At 51.3% G+C, this 16,740-nt stretch carries 15 protein-coding genes; 2 read left to right on the top strand and 13 right to left on the bottom strand.

Features of this window, described 5'->3' with window-relative positions:
- Positions 1-13: 13 nt before the first annotated feature.
- From G006_RS0111160 to G006_RS0111095, 13 genes are all read right to left on the bottom strand, one after another.
- A complete protein-coding gene (locus tag G006_RS0111160) occupies positions 14-928 on the bottom strand; it encodes a DUF1259 domain-containing protein (protein WP_020483266.1) in 915 nt (304 codons plus the stop codon).
- Positions 925-2,316 (bottom strand): chromate efflux transporter, encoded by a 1,392-nt coding sequence (gene chrA, locus G006_RS0111155; protein ID WP_020483265.1) that lies wholly within the window; start codon positions 2,314-2,316, stop codon positions 925-927. The genes G006_RS0111160 and chrA overlap by 4 nt, the downstream gene beginning before the upstream one ends.
- Positions 2,313-3,254 (bottom strand): chromate resistance protein ChrB domain-containing protein, encoded by a 942-nt coding sequence (locus G006_RS0111150; protein WP_026146983.1) that lies wholly within the window; start codon positions 3,252-3,254, stop codon positions 2,313-2,315. Before G006_RS0111150 ends, chrA begins: the two co-directional genes overlap by 4 nt.
- A gap of 355 nt (positions 3,255-3,609) precedes the next feature.
- Entirely contained in the window at positions 3,610-4,176 is a 567-nt protein-coding gene (gene efpL / locus G006_RS0111145; protein WP_020483263.1) for an elongation factor P-like protein EfpL, read from the bottom strand.
- A gap of 3 nt (positions 4,177-4,179) precedes the next feature.
- Entirely contained in the window at positions 4,180-4,902 is a 723-nt protein-coding gene (locus G006_RS0111140; protein ID WP_020483262.1) for an arginyltransferase, read from the bottom strand.
- Positions 4,899-5,591, bottom strand: a complete 693-nt coding sequence (gene aat / locus G006_RS0111135; RefSeq protein ID WP_020483261.1) for a leucyl/phenylalanyl-tRNA--protein transferase — start codon at positions 5,589-5,591, stop codon at positions 4,899-4,901. The genes G006_RS0111140 and aat overlap by 4 nt, the downstream gene beginning before the upstream one ends.
- Positions 5,592-5,714: 123 nt before the next feature.
- Complete coding sequence (locus G006_RS0111130) at positions 5,715-6,428, bottom strand: response regulator transcription factor (protein WP_026603377.1); 714 nt, start codon at positions 6,426-6,428, stop codon at positions 5,715-5,717.
- A gap of 28 nt (positions 6,429-6,456) precedes the next feature.
- On the bottom strand, positions 6,457-8,043 hold the full coding sequence (locus tag G006_RS0111125; protein WP_020483259.1) for a sensor histidine kinase: 1,587 nt from the start codon (positions 8,041-8,043) through the stop codon (positions 6,457-6,459).
- Between the two features lie 5 nt (positions 8,044-8,048).
- Positions 8,049-8,624 (bottom strand): hypothetical protein, encoded by a 576-nt coding sequence (locus G006_RS0111120; protein WP_020483258.1) that lies wholly within the window; start codon positions 8,622-8,624, stop codon positions 8,049-8,051.
- Between the two features lie 5 nt (positions 8,625-8,629).
- Entirely contained in the window at positions 8,630-10,087 is a 1,458-nt protein-coding gene (locus tag G006_RS0111115; RefSeq protein WP_020483257.1) for a sensor histidine kinase, read from the bottom strand.
- Positions 10,088-10,490: 403 nt separating this feature from the next.
- On the bottom strand, positions 10,491-10,967 hold the full coding sequence (locus G006_RS0111110) for a NifB/NifX family molybdenum-iron cluster-binding protein (RefSeq protein WP_020483256.1): 477 nt from the start codon (positions 10,965-10,967) through the stop codon (positions 10,491-10,493).
- A 129-nt stretch (positions 10,968-11,096) separates the two neighbouring features.
- The gene (locus G006_RS0111105; RefSeq protein WP_026146981.1) at positions 11,097-11,414 is read right to left on the bottom strand and encodes a hypothetical protein; all 318 of its coding nucleotides are present in this window, start codon (positions 11,412-11,414) and stop codon (positions 11,097-11,099) included.
- A gap of 956 nt (positions 11,415-12,370) precedes the next feature.
- Complete coding sequence (locus G006_RS0111095; RefSeq protein WP_152428850.1) at positions 12,371-13,270, bottom strand: hypothetical protein; 900 nt, start codon at positions 13,268-13,270, stop codon at positions 12,371-12,373.
- A 769-nt stretch (positions 13,271-14,039) separates the two neighbouring features.
- Between G006_RS0111095 and G006_RS25460 the strand changes: the two genes are divergently transcribed.
- On the top strand, positions 14,040-15,818 hold the full coding sequence (locus tag G006_RS25460; RefSeq protein WP_020483252.1) for a PQQ-dependent dehydrogenase, methanol/ethanol family: 1,779 nt from the start codon (positions 14,040-14,042) through the stop codon (positions 15,816-15,818).
- 34 nt (positions 15,819-15,852) lie between these two features.
- Positions 15,853-16,707, top strand: a complete 855-nt coding sequence (locus tag G006_RS0111085; protein ID WP_020483251.1) for a substrate-binding domain-containing protein — start codon at positions 15,853-15,855, stop codon at positions 16,705-16,707.
- Positions 16,708-16,740 lie beyond the last annotated feature (33 nt).

Here is a 16,740-nt window from a genome sequence, read left to right as displayed (position 1 = left end):
CATGACCAATGCCTCAGCTTTTGGGTAATGCGGCTTTAAAGGCCTTAGCCAAATCAACGGCGTGCCCTTCGCCCCAATAGTGCAGAAAGACGATTCTGGGCGATTCCCCCACCATGTGATTGTGAATCGAGGTAATGGCGATGCCGGAAGCCCGTAATGACTTCAAAACACCTTGCAGTTCGGCTTCCAAAACAGCGAAATCACCTTCAACAACAGCTTTGTCGTCACTGCCCGCGAACACCGCCCATGTGTTGACGCCCATGGTTTTACCGACGCTATGCCCATCCATCATTTGCGTGGTGCGGCCTATCGTCACCTTATAGACTTCTCCTGTCTTTTCGGGCGGAACGCCCAAGATTTGTTCGAGCGGTTTGGGATCAAGCGAGGTTTTGGCGGCGTCGAACGATTTGGCTTTGCGTTTCGGTTTGGTGCCAGCGGTTTCCCGAATTTTGGCAAACACTTTGCCAATGCCGGTGGCCAAGGTATCAACATCGCCGGTGCCGCCGATGTGCATGAACATCACCTTGGGCGTATCCCACAAAAAATGATTATGCAATGCCGTCACTTCGATGCCATTGTCCAGTGCGGTACTCATCACCGGATTGATCTGATCTTCCGCCAGCACCATGTCGCCCATGACCATGGTTTTGTCCCCTGCCTGGGTAAAGCTGGCCCACGAGGTAAAACCGGTGGCGGCTGTCATTTTGACTCCAGCCACGCTGACAGCGAGATCGTTGCGCGGCATAGCCACTCGAAATACATTTTCGGCGCTATCCAGTTTGCCTTTGGCTCCGGTGAGTTGTTCGATTTTGGCGGTATCCAACGATGCGGCTGCTGCATGTTGCGTAGGCTCTTGAGCCATGGCATTAGCCGTCAATAGTGATGCCATTGCCAGCGATAAGATAGGAAGCTGACGAATGCTGTTCATAAAACCACCCCTTGCTGAGTCAGCCAGATTTTGGCGAAATGAACCAATAGTCCCGCAATGCCGCAGAACATGATCACCGGAATGACATTCACCTTGTAACGGAACAGGACCCAGAATGCGCATAGGCTGGTCAACGCGGAAAAGGCATCGAAATGGCCGCTAAAACCTTGCGGCCAGAACACATGCCAGGCAAAAAACACCGCCAGATTGAGAATCACGCCGACCACGGCAGCGGTGATGCCGGTCAACGGTGCGGTGAATTTCAGATTGCCGTGGGTCGATTCCACGATCGGGCCGCCAGCCAGAATGAATAGGAAGCTGGGTAGAAAGGTGAAGTAAGTGACCACGGTCGCCGCCACCGCGCCTGCCAGCAGCACTTGCTCCGCGCCGAGGACTTGTTGGCCCCAACCGGCCACGAAGCCGACGAAGGTCACCACCATGATCAAGGGACCTGGCGTGGTTTCACCCAGTGCCAAACCATCCATCATTTGCTGCGGTGTCAGCCAGTGAAAATGCTCGACCGCGCCTTGATAGACATAGGGCAGCACGGCGTAAGCGCCGCCGAAAGTCAGCAAGGCGGCCTTGGTAAAAAACCAACCCATTTGCGTCAGTGTACCGTCCCAACCGTACTCGGCACATAACCAACCGATAACAGCGCCCCATAAAATTAAGCCGATGACGGTGATTTTGATTAGGCCGGACCAGGAAAACAGCGCATGGAGTGGTGTCGGCGTATCGTCGTCAATCAACGCCGGACCGTAACTTTGTTTGGCTGCACCGTGCCCGCCGCCTAATGCAAATTTCTTGGGTAGCCATTTACCGCCCATCGCTCCTAGAATCGCGGCCAGCAAGACGATCAATGGAAACGCTGCATTGAATATGAAGATGGCCAAAAACGCCAAGGCTGCCATGGTCCAAAGCAGTCCGTTTTTCAAAGCACGAGAACCAATCCGATAAGCGGCAAACAGTACAATCGCCGTCACCGCCGGTTTAATGCCGTACAGTACCCCGGCTACTGCCGGGACATCGCCGTAGGCCATATAGACCCAGCTCAAGCCGATCAGAATCAGTAGCGATGGCAGTACAAATAAGCCACCGGCCACGATGCCGCCGACACTGCGATGCATCAACCAGCCGATATACGTGGCTAATTGTTGCGCTTCCGGCCCTGGCAACAGCATGCAGTAATTCAACGCATGCAGAAAACGTTGTTCGGAAATCCAGAGCCGCCGTTCCACCAGCTCCTGATGCATGATGGCGATTTGCCCGGCCGGGCCACCAAAGCTGACGAAGCCCAATTTCAACCAGAAACGAAAGGCTTGCCAAAAGCTCACGGGATCAGGCCGGTCTTGGGGATTATCGGCAGAAGGCGTATTGAATTCGCTCATGAATGGGATGCTCCTTTTTCGAAACTGATCAGCAAGCTGTCAAATACCGCACTGGCCGCTACCAATAACTGGTCATCGTCTTGGATGGCATCGCGTAAGCCCGCCAGTACGCTCTCGATACCCACGGCTTCGGGTGGCTGTACGCCACCGACATCCAAAAAGTGAACCAAGCCGCCTAAGCGTTTCAGGGCTGTCGTTGCCAAATCAAAGCTGGCGACTAAGACTTCAAACGTCACCTGACCATCGCTATGGCTAAATCGAGCGCCGTCGAAATCAAAGCCAATGGCGTCCTGCGGGCAAGCAGTAGGCGAAGGCAACCAAAGTAACTGGGCTTGCGGGTCAATGAACCGCCGAATCAGCCAGGCACAGGCTAACCGATCTACCCAGGGGCGTTGCCGGGTTGCCCAGGTTTTGCCTTGAAAATCGTTGATCGATAGTTTACTGATCAACCCTGCGACGGGTTGCGGTTCATCGGGCGATAACAAGCGGGCGATTGTCCACTCAAGCTGGCGTAATGCGGATTCAGTTTGTTGCTGCGCTTCACCTGGAAAAAAGTCGATAACCGCGAGACCGGTAAACGCTTTGCGTAGTTTTCGGGCTTGCTTGAGCTGGTCTGGAGCTGAATCAATAGCTAAATCACTGCTCAGCTTGGAAATATCGGCCAATAACGAAGCGTACTCATCGCTACGATCAAAGAGCGCAACGAAACTTTCAGATTCCGGCTCATCGGTTTTCAACACCAAGGCCATGCCGCCCGATGCTTTGACCTCTAAAGCTAGACCTTTGAATGTTTCCAGGCATTCAGCACGACCCGGCATCAAATAGACGCCATCACGCAGCACGGCAGTGCCCGACGCTTTCAAGGATCGCCAAATGCGCATCCTCGCGGTGGCGTTCTCGGTAGGCAGGCTGATTATTAATAGATACCATTTATTCATGTAATTAACTATACATTTATGTAAATTATTTTACAAAAACAAAATCAGGGTATGACCTTTCCAAGCTTAAGAGTAGGCAAAGCAGGGACGGCGTGGGTCAGCTAAGCCCTTATGCTGGCACTGGTTGCTTTGGTTTTTAAGGAATAAAAGTTTGCATTGGCTGAACTCGCTCAGTCAGAACGATATGCCTGTGAAATATCCCAATAGAGCCGGGTTAATCATTGCGGCTCCGACACGAATTCGGGCATGCCGCCAATCATGATTTGAGGTGTGCTGAGCAACGAGCGAGGTGATTTAGTGAAGCCGTTGCCGCCGACGGCTGATTCGGTCGGCGGTTGGGGCGGGGTGGGCGGTGTTACGCCCGCGATGAAAACTCGCCGGTGTCGGTATTGACCTTGATCATCTCGCCGGATTCTATATATTCGGGGACTTGCACTTCCAGCCCGGTACTGAGTTTGGCGGTTTTGGTGCGTTTGGTGGCGCTGGAGCCTTTCATGGATGGCGGGGTTTCGACGATTTGCAGCGTGATGGTGGTGGGTAACTGGATGCCCAGCGCCGCGTCGTCCATCAGGAGCATGATGATGCCTTCCAAGCCGTCCGATAAATACTCGGTCTGGCCTTCCAAATCTTCCGCAGACAAGCTGTATTGCTCGTAGGTTTCGGCGTTCATGAAGTAATAGGTGTCGCCGTCTTGATAGGAATATTGCACGTTGCAACGCGAGCAATCGGCGGCTTTCAACATCTCGTCGCTTTTGTAGGTTTCGTCCAGCTTCTGCCGGGTTTTCATGTGGGTGAAACGGACTTTGTAAAGCGTGGTGGCGCCGCGCGAAGTGGGGTTGCGCACATCGATGTTTTTGACCACATACGGTTCGCCGTTGATTTCGATGGCGGTTCCCTTTTTCAGTTCGTTGGCTTTTGGCACGGCTTAGTCCTCGTTGAATGTTTGTTTTGAAATAGCTTGCCACTGGCCGTCTATCAGGCCGGACAGTGGTTGATAATCGATTTTGTAGCGCATTTTACGACAGTCTTTGATCCAGTAGCCCAGATAAACATATTCCAGGCCCAATTGTTTGGCGGTTTCGATTTGCCAACACACGGCGTAAACGCCGGGGCTGTAGTCGGCAAAATCCGGGTCAAAAAAGGTATACACCGCCGACAAACCGTCGGCTACCACGTCGACCACCGCTACGGCCGCCAATTGGCCGCCAATCAAAAACTCCACAAACATCGTGTCGCACCAACTGCTACCGAGGAATTTGATGTAGTCATCCGGCGTGGTTTCGGTATCTTCGCCGGGTTTGTCGTGACGGGCGTTTAGATAGCGTTGATACAGCTGGAAATGACGCGGGTCGAACTCGGCGTCTTTGACCACTATCCGGGTTTGCGCATTGCGCTTGATGCAGCGCTTTTGCTTACGGTCCGGTAGGAATGACGACACCGGTAAGCGCGTCGGCACGCAAGCCTGGCAAGCTTCGCAATAGGGTTTGTAGACATGGTCGCCGCTACGCCGGAAGCCTTGGGCGATGAGTTGCGAATACAGCGCGGTGTCCATCTCCACCGACGGATGCACGAAGCCGGAACGTGCCAGACGGTCGTCCAGATAGCCGCAGGCATGGCCGCTGTCCAGCCAAATCGGGATGGAACTCATGCTTGCCAAGCGTCGGGCGTCGGTGTTTGATCGCAAAGCCTGTCCAGCAGTTCTACAAAGCGGCTGCGAGGGATTTCCGCCGCGCCAAGGCTGAGTAAGTGTTCGCTGCTGACCTGACAGTCGATGACTTGATAACCCCAAGCGCTGAGTTGCTGAACCAGATGCACAAACACCACTTTGGAGGCGTCGGTTTTACGATGAAACATCGATTCGCCGAAAAACACTTGGCCAATGGCAATGCCGTACAGGCCGCCCACCAATTGGCCGTCCAGCCAGGCTTCGCAGCTGTGCGCGATACCCAGGTGGTGTAGGGTGATATAGGCTTGGCGGATGTCGTCGGTAATCCAGGTGCCGCCGTCTTCGCTACGCGGCGCCGCGCACGCATCGATCACTTGGCGAAAAGCGCTGTCGTAACGAATCTCGAATAATTGCTTACGCAGGGTTTTCGCCAGGCTGCGAGAAATATTCAGATGTTCGGGAAACAATACCAATCGCGGGTCGGGCGACCACCACAGAATAGGCTCGCCGGGATTGAACCAGGGAAATACCCCGTGCCGGTAGGCGTTGACGATGCGCTGCGGCGACAGACAGCCGCCAAAGGCCAATAAGCCGTTGGGTTGTTTCAAGGCCTTATGCAGTGGCGGAAAGGCTTGGTGCGGATGATCCGGGTCGAGCAGGGTGAGTTGCATAGGAGGCGCGTGGGTTCGGGTTGGCGCTGGTTTGTGTAATGACTTAGCTTACCAAGGTTTGTGGGCGGCGGCCGGCTAGGCTGCTGTTAGCGGCGCCTGGAGACAAAATCTCGCGGATCTAACTCAAGACGCATCCATTTTGTAACCAAAGCCGCGCACGGTTTTCAGCAATTTCAGCTCGTAATCGTCGTCGATTTTACGCCGTAGCTGGCGAATATAAACATCCACCACATTGGTCAGCGGATCGGCGCTATAGCCCCAGACTTGTTCCAGAATTCGCGTGCGGCTCAACACTTTACCCGGCATGCGCATAAAGCATTCCAGCAAAGCAAACTCCTTGGGTGTTAACTCGATGACGTTATCGCCGCGGCGTACCTCGTGGGTTTCGCCGTTGAGTACCAGGTCTTCGATACGCAATTCTTTATCGTCCTGCTTCACTTCGCCGCCGCGCCGCCTGAGTAAAACTTCGATACGGGCCAGTAATTCTTCAAACGCGAACGGCTTGGTCATATAGTCGTCGGCGCCGGAGCGTAGGCCGGCCACTTTGTCTTGCACAGTATCGCGCGCGGTCAGCATCAAAATCGGGGTGTCGATGCTGTTGCTGCGCAAACGTTCGCAAATCTGCCGGCCGTTCATGTCCGGCAGGCCCAAGTCCAGAATGATCACCTGAAAGCTGCCCTCGGTACCCAAGGCAATGGCCTCTTGCCCACTGCGGGCCACCTCTACGGCATAGCCCTCGGCTTTTAAGCCGCGTTGTACGAAATCGATGATGCGCTCGTCGTCTTCAACCATCAGCACCCGCATATAGCCTATCCCCGTCAGAGTATTGGTTGTCATGTATTTCTCATTCATATGAAAATCCCTCTTATGCTACCGTAAGCAGGGGTAGTGTAACCGTAAATGTCGATCCGGCGTTTTCGACACTACGCACCGCGATTTGCCCGCCGTGAGCTTGCAGGATGGATTTGGCCATCGGCAAACCCAGGCCGGAGCCGTCATCTCGCGAATGTTGGGCGTTGCTGCTGCGGAAGTGGCGTTCGAAAATGCGCTCCAGATCCTCGGTCGGTATGCCTATGCCCTGATCGGTCAGGCTGAAACAGGCCTGTTTGCCGTCGCGCCATAAAGCCACGGCGATATGGCCGAGCGGTTTGGAATAGCGGCAGGCATTTTCGCCCAGAATGAACAGCACTTGCCGTAGCCGCTGCTTATCGCCTCGCACCAGTAGCGGCCCGGACGGCGCGTCCAGACTGACCGAAATCGAATACTCTTGCGCCATCACCTGAAAATCCTCGACGCTGCTGGCCACCAAATCCGCCAAGTCGACTTTATTCCATTCGAATTGCAGATTGGCCGTGTCGGCGCGGGCCAGAAACAGTAAATCGTTCACGTATTTGCCCAACTGCATCGATAGCTCCACGATGCGCTGCAATGCGTCTTTATATTCTTCGGCGTCGCGGTCCTGGCCGCGTAGCGTCACTTCCGCCTCGCCGCGAATCACCGTGATCGGCGTGCGCAGTTCATGGCTGATGTCCGCCAAAAACTCACGGCGGGCATTATCCATGCGCTTTAATTCTTCGTTCAACAGATTAAGTTCAAAGGTCCGCTCGGTCACTCGCTCTTCCAACACGGCGCGGCCTTCGCGTAGTTTATCTTGTTGGACTTCCAGTTCCTTGGCCATTTGATTGAAGTGGCTGGCCAGATACGCAAATTCGTCCCGGCTGTCTAAGGCAATCCGGTAATCCAGGTTGCCGGAGGCGATTTCGTCCGTGCCTTTCATTAGCGCTTCGATAGGTTTTTTAAACGCGCGGAGCAACATGATGCCGGCTACCAAGCTGAATAACGCCGCGGTTAACGAAGCTAAAATCGCCGTCCAGCGCGACTTTTCGACCAAAATCTCCAACTCCCGCTTGGCTTTCCTGGCTTTTTCCCGCTCGGCGTTAATGGCGGCGTCAATCAAGGGTTGAAACTTACCGTCGATTTCTTCCTCGGTGAATTTAGCCAAAGCCTGCACGGCGGTAGTTAGCTTACCTTGCAAGCGCAGCCGCTCGACTTCTTCGAAGCGATATTCGCTGGCTTCCAGGAAAGCGGTGAGATGGGCGACTTTCTCCAATTCTGCGGGTTTATTGGTCCAGTCTTCGCTGGCGCTGTCTGTACCCGGCGTTTTGACGGCAGTGTCGCGTAGCGTTTGCATGGCCTCGTAAAGACGGCGCTTGGAAGACTCCACGCCGGTTTCCGAATTAGGGTTGGCCGTGATCAGCCGGTCCATGCGTTGTTTGAAATGGCGATAGGCTTCTTGCGACAGCTGTTCGTAATCGTCGAAGGTTTCGTAAGCGGTTTGGCTGTGCTGAAAATAGCGAGCTACTTCGTTGGCTCCCCAATACAAGGCAATGCCCAAACTCAACACAAAGCAGAAAGAAACAACAATGACTATCGCCAAGCGAAACCGAAACATTGGCTTTATTTGCCTTCGCTAGTCTCGTCCAATTGCTTTTCCATCGAACGGATGGCTTCCAGTTTTTCGCGCAGCAGTCTTGATTCTTCTTTCTTGGAACCGGCGGCGTCTTTGGTTTCCAGCACGTTTTGCACGGTTTTTTGTTTCCGTTCCAATGAGCCGAGTTTCCTTGATGCGCTGTTGATGCGCTTTAAGGCTTCGGTGTGAATGGCAACCAGGTGGCGCATGCGTTCGTCGCTCAAGCCCGAGGGGGGGATGCCGGCAATTTCATCCAGAATTTTGGGAATGTCGCCGCAGGCATCGGATAACAGGCGGCCCACCATCAAATGCAATAACACTCCAATCTCGGGTTCGTCTTTTTGGCGTTTCACTAAAGACCGGCAAGTCTCGGTGCGACCCGCCGTGGTCATGTTGGCCAGGTTGTTGCCGAATTCCAGCAGCTCGTCTATATCGGAATGCACCACCGGGGCGCTGTGAATGGTTGGAAAATGTTCCCTGACGCTGGAATCCACCTCGGCGCAGCCGCTGATGGCCAACAATGATGCGATCAGCGTCAATACGCGCATAAATAGTGCCTGCATGTTCCTCAATTCTCCCCGTTTAACGGAATTTGAACCCGGATGCGGGCTCCTTGTTGGTCTTGACGGGCATCGATGACTTCGACTTTGCCTTGATGATTGGCGACGTATTCCTTGACGATGGCCAAGCCCAGGCCGGGGCCATCACTATCGCCTGTATCGCCAGCCTTGCCGCGATAAAACGGTTCGAAGATATGATCGCGTTCGTCGGCGGCGATACCTGGGCCTTCGTCTTCCACTTCCAGTTCCATTAGCGTGCCGGCGTCGCGCAATATGACGCGAATTTCGCCGCCTTCCGGCGAAAATTTCACGGCGTTGGTCAGCAATTGTTCGATGATCGCACGCAATTGCTCGGGAATGCCGGAAATTTCCACCGGCCGTGCCAGCATGCGGATAGCAATAGCTTTACTGCTTAAAACGGGTTGAAAATCGTCAATGACGGTTTCCAGCAAATCTTTGATGTTTACACTTTCCTTGCGTTTGCTGTCGGGCAGGGAGTTGATCCGGCTGTAGCGCAGCAGTTCCTCGGATACGGTGTTTAACTTTTCGATATTGGCGCATAAATGCAACACCGTGTTTTCCCGCTTGCTGTTGGGGTCGTAGTCGGTTTCCCCGGCCAACAGTTCGGCATCCTGGCGCAGGCTTGCCAACGGCAGTTCTATCTCGCGGGCGACGTTTTGCATAAATTGTTGTTTGGACACTTCCAGTTCCAGCAAGTGAGTGCGCAGCCACTCCAAACGGTTGCCCAGATAACGTAAATCCGACGGACCGTTGACCAGAATCGGTTCGGCCAATTCGCCCGCGCCCAAACGCCGTATCGATACGTCAAGTTGCCGCATCGAACGCGATAACACGATCAACAGGATGGCGATCACGCTGAACGAAATTGCCAGCAATACCGCGCCCTTGACCAACAGACCATGCTCCAGCGATTCCGACAATTGGTGCAGTTCGTTGAATTCGTGATCGACGTGGTTTTCAAACTCGCGGGATAGGGTGGCGGCCGATTCGCGCAAACCCTGGAAAGCCTCGTCTATCGGCAATTCCAGATTGTTTTCGTCATCCGAGCCGATGATTTGTTGATAAATCAGATTTTCCTTCTCGGATAATTCGTTGACCAGCAGTGCGATTTTGTTGTCGACATGCAATTTAAGCAAATCGCCTAACGCCTGTTTAAACGAGGCCCGCACTGTTTCGTAGGATTGCCGTTCGTAGGGTTGGCGCAGTGTCGGGTCGGACAGCAACACAAACAGCTTGGCCTTACGCTCTATATCGGAGGCTTTTTGTAAAACCAGGCGGATGGTTTTGGTTTGTTCGAAGACATGCGTGTTGACGGTGCGGCCCAGCGCCGAGGTTTCGCGCATGCCGAAAGCGGCGTACATGACGGCCAGAAACAGCGGAATCACCGCAATGACAAAGCCCAGGACGATCAGGGACTTTAACGATAAAAAATTTTTAAATTTCATCCGTGTGCGAGAAGCAATAAATCACGCCATAGTATAGATGAAACGGCAGTCTAAAAATTGGTCATAAATCAGTCACAAACGGCATCGCCTAGGGGCCAAAAGGCTGGCGATTGAAAATCGCGGGGTAAAGACCGAAGGCCCTGAGTTTAGAAAAAGCTAATTGAACGGTGGCGGCACTGGCGTCAATGCCGCTGGCGAGCACAAAAAATGCGATGGTTACCGATGTCGCCGAGAGACGGGGGAGGGCAACGCGCACGTTAGAGCAGGCGGTAGGCTGACGAACCGGATTCAGTAGTATGTGATGGCGAGCTTCCTCAGTGTCGGCTAGCGAAACCGAGCCGAGAGAAGGCCGAGTTGTAAGATGAATGCTTGGATTGCGTTTAGGCAAAATTGCCGGGCATCCTTATTCAGCCCAGTCTTCGTCAGCCATCTCTGCAAAACGGCTACTATCTTTAACCGTTTTTTGTTTAAAAATGCGTTCCAGCAGCGGCGACATGGCCCCGGAAATGTCTTGTTGTAACTCGGTAATGATTTCTTCAATGTCGGGACCGCCTTTAACGATGACAGGATGCGCGCCCAATTTGATCAACTCATTGGTCGCCGTGCCGCCGACGGAGCCGCAATAAACCATATCGCAGCCCGTTAACCAGGCCAGCTTAGGCTTTAATTTGTCGTCATTCCCGTCTCGTTGTTCCTTACCAAACGACTTAGCCGCCAAAGGCGTCGCGGAACTGCCGTCTATAGCGTAGACATGAAATCCCAAGGATGACCCGAAATGCTGATTGACCATTTCCCCATCGGAACTTGCAAAAGCCACGATCAGCTTATCTGCGTCGACTTCAAGCTCCGCGACACTGTTTACATCGGCAAGTTGATTCATATGACACTCCTCAATAAAAATATTTGGGCCAAAGGACGACTAAGGCTAGGTCTTAAAATCGATGGTCTTTGGTGTTTTAATCCGCGCTCTGCCGAAGCCATTGGGCCGGGTCGGTAATCACAAACCGCGTTACTTGCGTTGCTGGTATTCCGCAACCAGCACTTTAATCTTTAGTCGCATAATGTCTTTCAGCATTTGTATTTTTCGGTCATGTTCCTGATGCGCAATATCGTAAATTTGTTTCCTGAGAGTTTCGTTACTATCCGCGGGTAGACTCAAGGACCATTCAGAAAAAAAGGCATCGTAGCCGTCTATCGTTTTGATCAACTCAAACCTGAGCTTTTCTCGGTCTTGCCTGGGGATGGCCTTTAACGCTTCATCGATAAGCGCATCAAGATCTGATTTTTGTTGTTTGTTGGGAACGGGAAACGGGATGATTTCAGACATAAGCACCGTAAAAGAATGAGTAACCGAACATAGCATCGATTTTTGTATGGCTTGCTTAATTCATATTTCGCACCAATTTTTAAGTAATTGATTAATCAGTGAAAAAAGTTGTGGGTATATGTTGCGTTTGTAACAAATAAGACCCTGTTGAACCGCAGATGTTTGAATGACAGCGGTTATGCTTAATCATCTGCCGCAATCTGCTTGAAAATGTTAGCACTCCAGCAGGTGCAACTTGGCGGAACTTGCTCAGTCAGGATTGACCGGGTAAAACCGATCCATTTTTGCCGGTCGCGCTTCTCCAAACTGGACAGTCTGCCAAAGCCAGATTCTGAAAAATGGCGGACTACAAAGCTTCCCTTGGCGACCGCATCCAACAGCCAATTTGCGACATTCGATAACTTCGGAGAATTTACGGGAATAACCAGAAAGATGTCTCTGGAGAACGATGTTTAGCACAAAATATTGAAATGCTGCTTACCTTTTTCGATAGGCTCTTAACATATCGTTGTTTGTTCTTGTCGAGCCTGCCTGCAACGTTTTATACATGGAATGCTCTATAAAACCATTCGGTGCGTGGCCTCTTTAAGCAAAGTTGAGGGGTATCTTTCGGGTGTTGCTGGAATGCCCCAATTTGCTACGGACATTTATTGATGACAACATTCTGAAAGCTCATCAACACAGAAGCGGCGCCGCCCATGAGCAACAAACAGCAACAGGAAAATCGGTCGCGGGTAACGCCACCAAAATCAATATCGTGGCGTACTCCAACAGACTTACGATTTGAAAGTGTTATCGCACTGACATCCACTTTTTTTGGCTACCATGTAAAACGGCATCAGCCCCCTATTAAAATCGGATTTACCTCAAGAATTGAAAGACTTCCACACTGAATTTTGCGATTGATAGCGGATCGATATAAGCGACCGATCTAATTGATCAGTCGCTTCATTGCCTTAATAGTCGACTGTTAAATTACCGCCGGTCAGGCCATAGCGCATCTGGTTCCGTTGCTTGTATTGGCGATAAGCTTCTTTAACACTGACGGTGATTGGCGTTCCGTTCTGGTCTGTTGTGGCACCGGTCACGGTGACAATGGTTATCCCAGGGTGCGCTGTGTTGGATTTTTCGATAACAAACACTGGGTTTAGCAAAGTGAACGACAACGAGGCCGATGTGTAAACTACTTCTTTGTTTGTGCCGTACGGAATTACTTGAATCACGCCACCGTTAGCTGTGGTTGTGCCAGTATCAACCGGCAGAACATTACCGATGCCGTTGCCCACCCAGTTATCGGTATATTGAACTGGGGTAACCGGTGTCGAATCATTTATTACAATATCGCCAACGGCGATCCGGTTATTTAAGCTGTAAATTTCAAACTTAACCATCCCCGCAAACTCCATCGGCAACGCAACGGTCGATACGCCGGCAACATAGGGAATAGGATAGGTAAAGTAGGTTCCATCAGGATAGTTAGCGTATGCGGTCAACGTATTCCCAACGCCATAATCATTGACGGTAAACGACGAAACATCAAAAGTAATCTCGGAAGGTGGGTTTACCGCTACCTGAGCACCTACCGATGGACTGGTACCGTACTTGCCTGCAGTCACTTTGCCCGCATCAACAGTTGGAAGCACATTGGCGGGTGTGCAGGTATTTGATGTACCGGCAAGATTCGCACCCAGCATGGTTACGTCGACAGCATATCCGGACACAACAACTTCGCACATTGGAATGGTGCTAATGGGCGATCTAGTAACTGGCAGATTGCCCGGAAACGTGAGGGTCAGTTGCTGAGCTTGGGCCAGATTAGAGAACAGTAGAACGAGTAAAAGCGTAAAGAATCTCATCAGGATGCATCCTTAGAATTTTGGGTAATAAACTATCTGGACGATTCATTACGAAATCAGCCCGGAAAAATAACGAACCACTTTAAATTTGCCTGGGTAAATTCTTTGCGGAATTACCAAGACAACATAAATCTTCATTTATCGGATGTGCCTGGATAAGCGGGGATTAATTATCTACTAAACACATCAAAATAACTCTATTACGCCAATATAAATTCAAACTGAAATAAACATTAAGATTTGGTTAAATGTTCTTTAGACAAAATAAATACTTACTTGGCTGTTAGCATGCATCTGCATATGAATTTTTGATTGAAATCAAAAAATTGACTCGAATATATTTCATTTTATCCAATGCAAGTCATTTGCTTTTGAGCATTAGTTATCGGAACAGCTTGTGATTCTTTCTTGCCATCCTTCATGAAATATCTGTATTTAAGTCATTGTACTTGTTGGTAATTATATTTTATCACCAAGTATATTTAATGTGTTTTTAATTAATATCTAATGTATTTTTAATCAAAACATAACTTAAATAATGGGTTTTTGTCATATTTGTTCAAGTAGAATAAAAAATGCGGTGGCAAGGACAATAATGGAGTTAGCCAGAATTTTCTAAGGATGTTTATGTTAAGGACAGACTCACTCGTTTCAATTCCGGGTCACACATTTCTCTAACAACAAAATATCTCTAGAAAATCATTGGCTTCGACGGTATTCCTTTGAATAAAGGAATGCCAAATCTTACTTTTTATCTAAGGAGGCATAGATGCTTATTCAACAACGGCTTAGCGGAAATCAGCAGCCATCGCGAGCGTCTCAATTTCAGCTAAAAAGCGCGGTGAGCGCTATCTTAATCGGATCAGCCTGTTTGATCGGTTCGGCGCAGGCCGGCACGGATTGGACAACCCCAGGCGGAACCCCGGATGGTCAACGCTACAGCGAACTTGATCAAATCAATACCGCCAATGTCGCCGGTTTGGCTGAAGAGTATTCGGTGGATACCGGGGTTAAGGGTAGTCATATGGGTGAGCCATTGGTGATTGGCTCTAAACTTTACGTCGTGACGCCTTTCCCGAATAAATTGATTGCTTACGATCTGGCGAACAAAGGTAAGGTCCTGTGGACCTATGTACCCAAAATTAATAAATACGCCAAAGGCGTACATTGCTGTGACGCCATCAACCGTGGCGCTGCTTACGCCGATGGCAAGATCGTGTTCAATTTACTCGATAACACCACAGTGGCTGTTAACGCGGTAACCGGCAAGGAAATCTGGCGTAATACCACAGCGGACGTGCGTTCCGGAGTTACCATGTCCGGTGCACCCGTCATCGTTAATGGCAAGGTCATTAGCGGTACAGTCAGCGGCGAAATGGGGGTCAGAGGCTGGGTGCTAGCGCTAGACTTGAATACTGGTAAAGAACTATGGCGCGGTTACAACACCGGACCGGACAAAGATGTTTTGATCAATAGCCAAACCAAATTGCCCTATACCACAGCCGGTCAAAATACCGATTTGGGCCAAAAAAGCTGGCCTGGCAATACTTGGCAACAAGGTGGCAGCTCGGCCTGGGCTTATCTGACCTACGACAAGGAAACCGACACCGTATTCTATGGCACCAGTCAACCGGGCGTCTGGAACCCTGACGTCCGCGCGCCCGGCGACAACAAATGGGGCTCGTCAATATTTGCCCGCGACCCCAATACCGGTGCAGTGAAATGGGTGTATCAAACCACGCCGCATGATAACTGGGATTACGACGCTGACAGCGAAAACATATCGGTTACGCAAACTATCAACGGTGTGGCCCATAAACTCCTGGTGCACTTCGATAAGAACGGCTTTGCCTATGCGCTAGATCGGGAAACCGGCGAAATTGTCAGAGCCGACCAATTTATTCCCGAAGTCAACTGGGCTAGCAGCATCGATTTAACCACCGGACGTCCTGTGGTTAATCCGGATAAGCTGACGCACACCGGCAAAACTACCTTTGACATTTGTCCATCAGCCCTGGGCGCCAAAGGCTGGGAGCCCGGTGCATTCTCGCCAAAAACCGGTTTGTTCTACATGCCGACCTTTAATCTGTGTATGAACATGCACATGTTGAAAGCCGAGTACGTTTACGGTGCGCCTTACATGGCAATGGACATGGCAATTGCACCGGCCTCCGACACTTCCTATACCAGCGAGTTGATTGCCTGGGATGTGACCAAAGGCCAGAAAGCTTTTGGTTTGAAAGAGCGTAGTGCCATATACGGCGGGGTACTCAGCACGGGCGGAGGACTGTTGTTTTACGGCACCCAAGACAAAGTCTTTAAAGCCATCGACGCTCGTCCTGAACAAGCCGTGAATGGCGTGCCCAAGCTGTTGTGGTCTAAAACCATGGAGTGCAGTACTGTCGGTAACCCCATTACGTTTACCGGTCCCGACAACCTGCAACGCGTCGCGGTGTTTAGTGGCGTCGGCGCCATGGCGGGTGGCTTTGGCGGCGGGGCCTGCACGGCCAAGACCGGTGGTAAAGTCCACGTCTACAAACTGCCTTAACTCTGCTGTTTAAATTCCAAGTCGAGGTATTGGCATGATTACAAGTTTTTTAAAGCGCCATCGCTGGCAGAGTCTGCTACCCGCAGTTTGCCTGCTAATTCTGGCTCAATCGGCGGTTGCGCAACCGGAACTACGTGTTTGTGCCGACCCTGACAATCTACCGTTTTCCAATCGCAAGCAAGAAGGTTTTGAGAACAAAATCGCTGCGTTGTTGGCTGAACAGTTACACGCCAAATTGCGTTATACCTGGCAGCGGCAACGAAATGGCTTTATTCGTCAGACTCTGGGTGCGGAGCGATGTGATTTGGTCATGGGAGTTCCTCATGGCTACGAACGGGTATTGCCCACCGAGCCCTACTACTGGTCTGGTTATGTATTTGTTACAGCACGTAATCGTCATCTGAATATCACGTCATTTGATGATCCGCTTCTGAAACAATTAAAAATCGGACTACACGGTTTCGGTAATGACGGCTCGAACTCGCCACCGGCTAGCGCCTTGGCGCTGCGCGGTATCACGGATAACATCGTCGGTTATTCCCTGTGGGGAAATGGCTCCGCCAAAAATCCGCAAGGCAAGATCATCGACGCCGTGGCCAAGGGAGAGATTGACGTCGCCGTCGTTTGGGGGCCCATCGCGGGTTATTACGCCAAACCGTATGGTCAACGCCTGGAAATTGCCTTTGCGCCGCATGATGCCAAGCTGCCTGACATGCCTTTTGACTATGAAATTTCCATGGGCGTCAGAAAGCAGGATCAGGCCTTTGCCGCGAAACTGGACGGTATTCTGGAACAACAGCATTACAAAATTCACGACATTCTGACGGCTTATCACGTGCCATTGATAGCGCCGATGATCGGCCAAGTTGCGGCCGATACGCACAAATGATTGTCTATTGAACATCCTATTACGAGGTTATCA

This window comes from Methylomonas sp. MK1 (assembly GCF_000365425.1).
Lineage (GTDB): Bacteria > Pseudomonadota > Gammaproteobacteria > Methylococcales > Methylomonadaceae > Methylomonas.
This window is presented reverse-complemented; position numbering and strand designations above follow the sequence as displayed.

What these genes read in the sequence shown, in the direction of transcription:
- G006_RS0111160 (WP_020483266.1), bottom strand. Translation starts at nt 928, where the DNA reads ATGAACAGCATTCGTCAGCTTCCTATCTTATCGCTGGCAATGGCATCA.
- chrA (WP_020483265.1), bottom strand. Translation starts at nt 2,316, where the DNA reads ATGAGCGAATTCAATACGCCTTCTGCCGATAATCCCCAAGACCGGCCT.
- G006_RS0111150 (WP_026146983.1), bottom strand. Translation starts at nt 3,254, where the DNA reads ATGAATAAATGGTATCTATTAATAATCAGCCTGCCTACCGAGAACGCC.
- G006_RS0111140 (WP_020483262.1), bottom strand. Translation starts at nt 4,902, where the DNA reads ATGAGTTCCATCCCGATTTGGCTGGACAGCGGCCATGCCTGCGGCTAT.
- aat (WP_020483261.1), bottom strand. Translation starts at nt 5,591, where the DNA reads ATGCAACTCACCCTGCTCGACCCGGATCATCCGCACCAAGCCTTTCCG.
- G006_RS0111130 (WP_026603377.1), bottom strand. Translation starts at nt 6,428, where the DNA reads ATGACAACCAATACTCTGACGGGGATAGGCTATATGCGGGTGCTGATG.
- G006_RS0111125 (WP_020483259.1), bottom strand. Translation starts at nt 8,043, where the DNA reads ATGTTTCGGTTTCGCTTGGCGATAGTCATTGTTGTTTCTTTCTGCTTT.
- G006_RS0111120 (WP_020483258.1), bottom strand. Translation starts at nt 8,624, where the DNA reads ATGCAGGCACTATTTATGCGCGTATTGACGCTGATCGCATCATTGTTG.
- G006_RS0111115 (WP_020483257.1), bottom strand. Translation starts at nt 10,087, where the DNA reads ATGAAATTTAAAAATTTTTTATCGTTAAAGTCCCTGATCGTCCTGGGC.
- G006_RS0111110 (WP_020483256.1), bottom strand. Translation starts at nt 10,967, where the DNA reads ATGAATCAACTTGCCGATGTAAACAGTGTCGCGGAGCTTGAAGTCGAC.
- G006_RS0111105 (WP_026146981.1), bottom strand. Translation starts at nt 11,414, where the DNA reads ATGTCTGAAATCATCCCGTTTCCCGTTCCCAACAAACAACAAAAATCA.
- G006_RS0111095 (WP_152428850.1), bottom strand. Translation starts at nt 13,270, where the DNA reads ATGAGATTCTTTACGCTTTTACTCGTTCTACTGTTCTCTAATCTGGCC.
- G006_RS25460 (WP_020483252.1), top strand. Translation starts at nt 14,040, where the DNA reads ATGCTTATTCAACAACGGCTTAGCGGAAATCAGCAGCCATCGCGAGCG.
- G006_RS0111085 (WP_020483251.1), top strand. Translation starts at nt 15,853, where the DNA reads ATGATTACAAGTTTTTTAAAGCGCCATCGCTGGCAGAGTCTGCTACCC.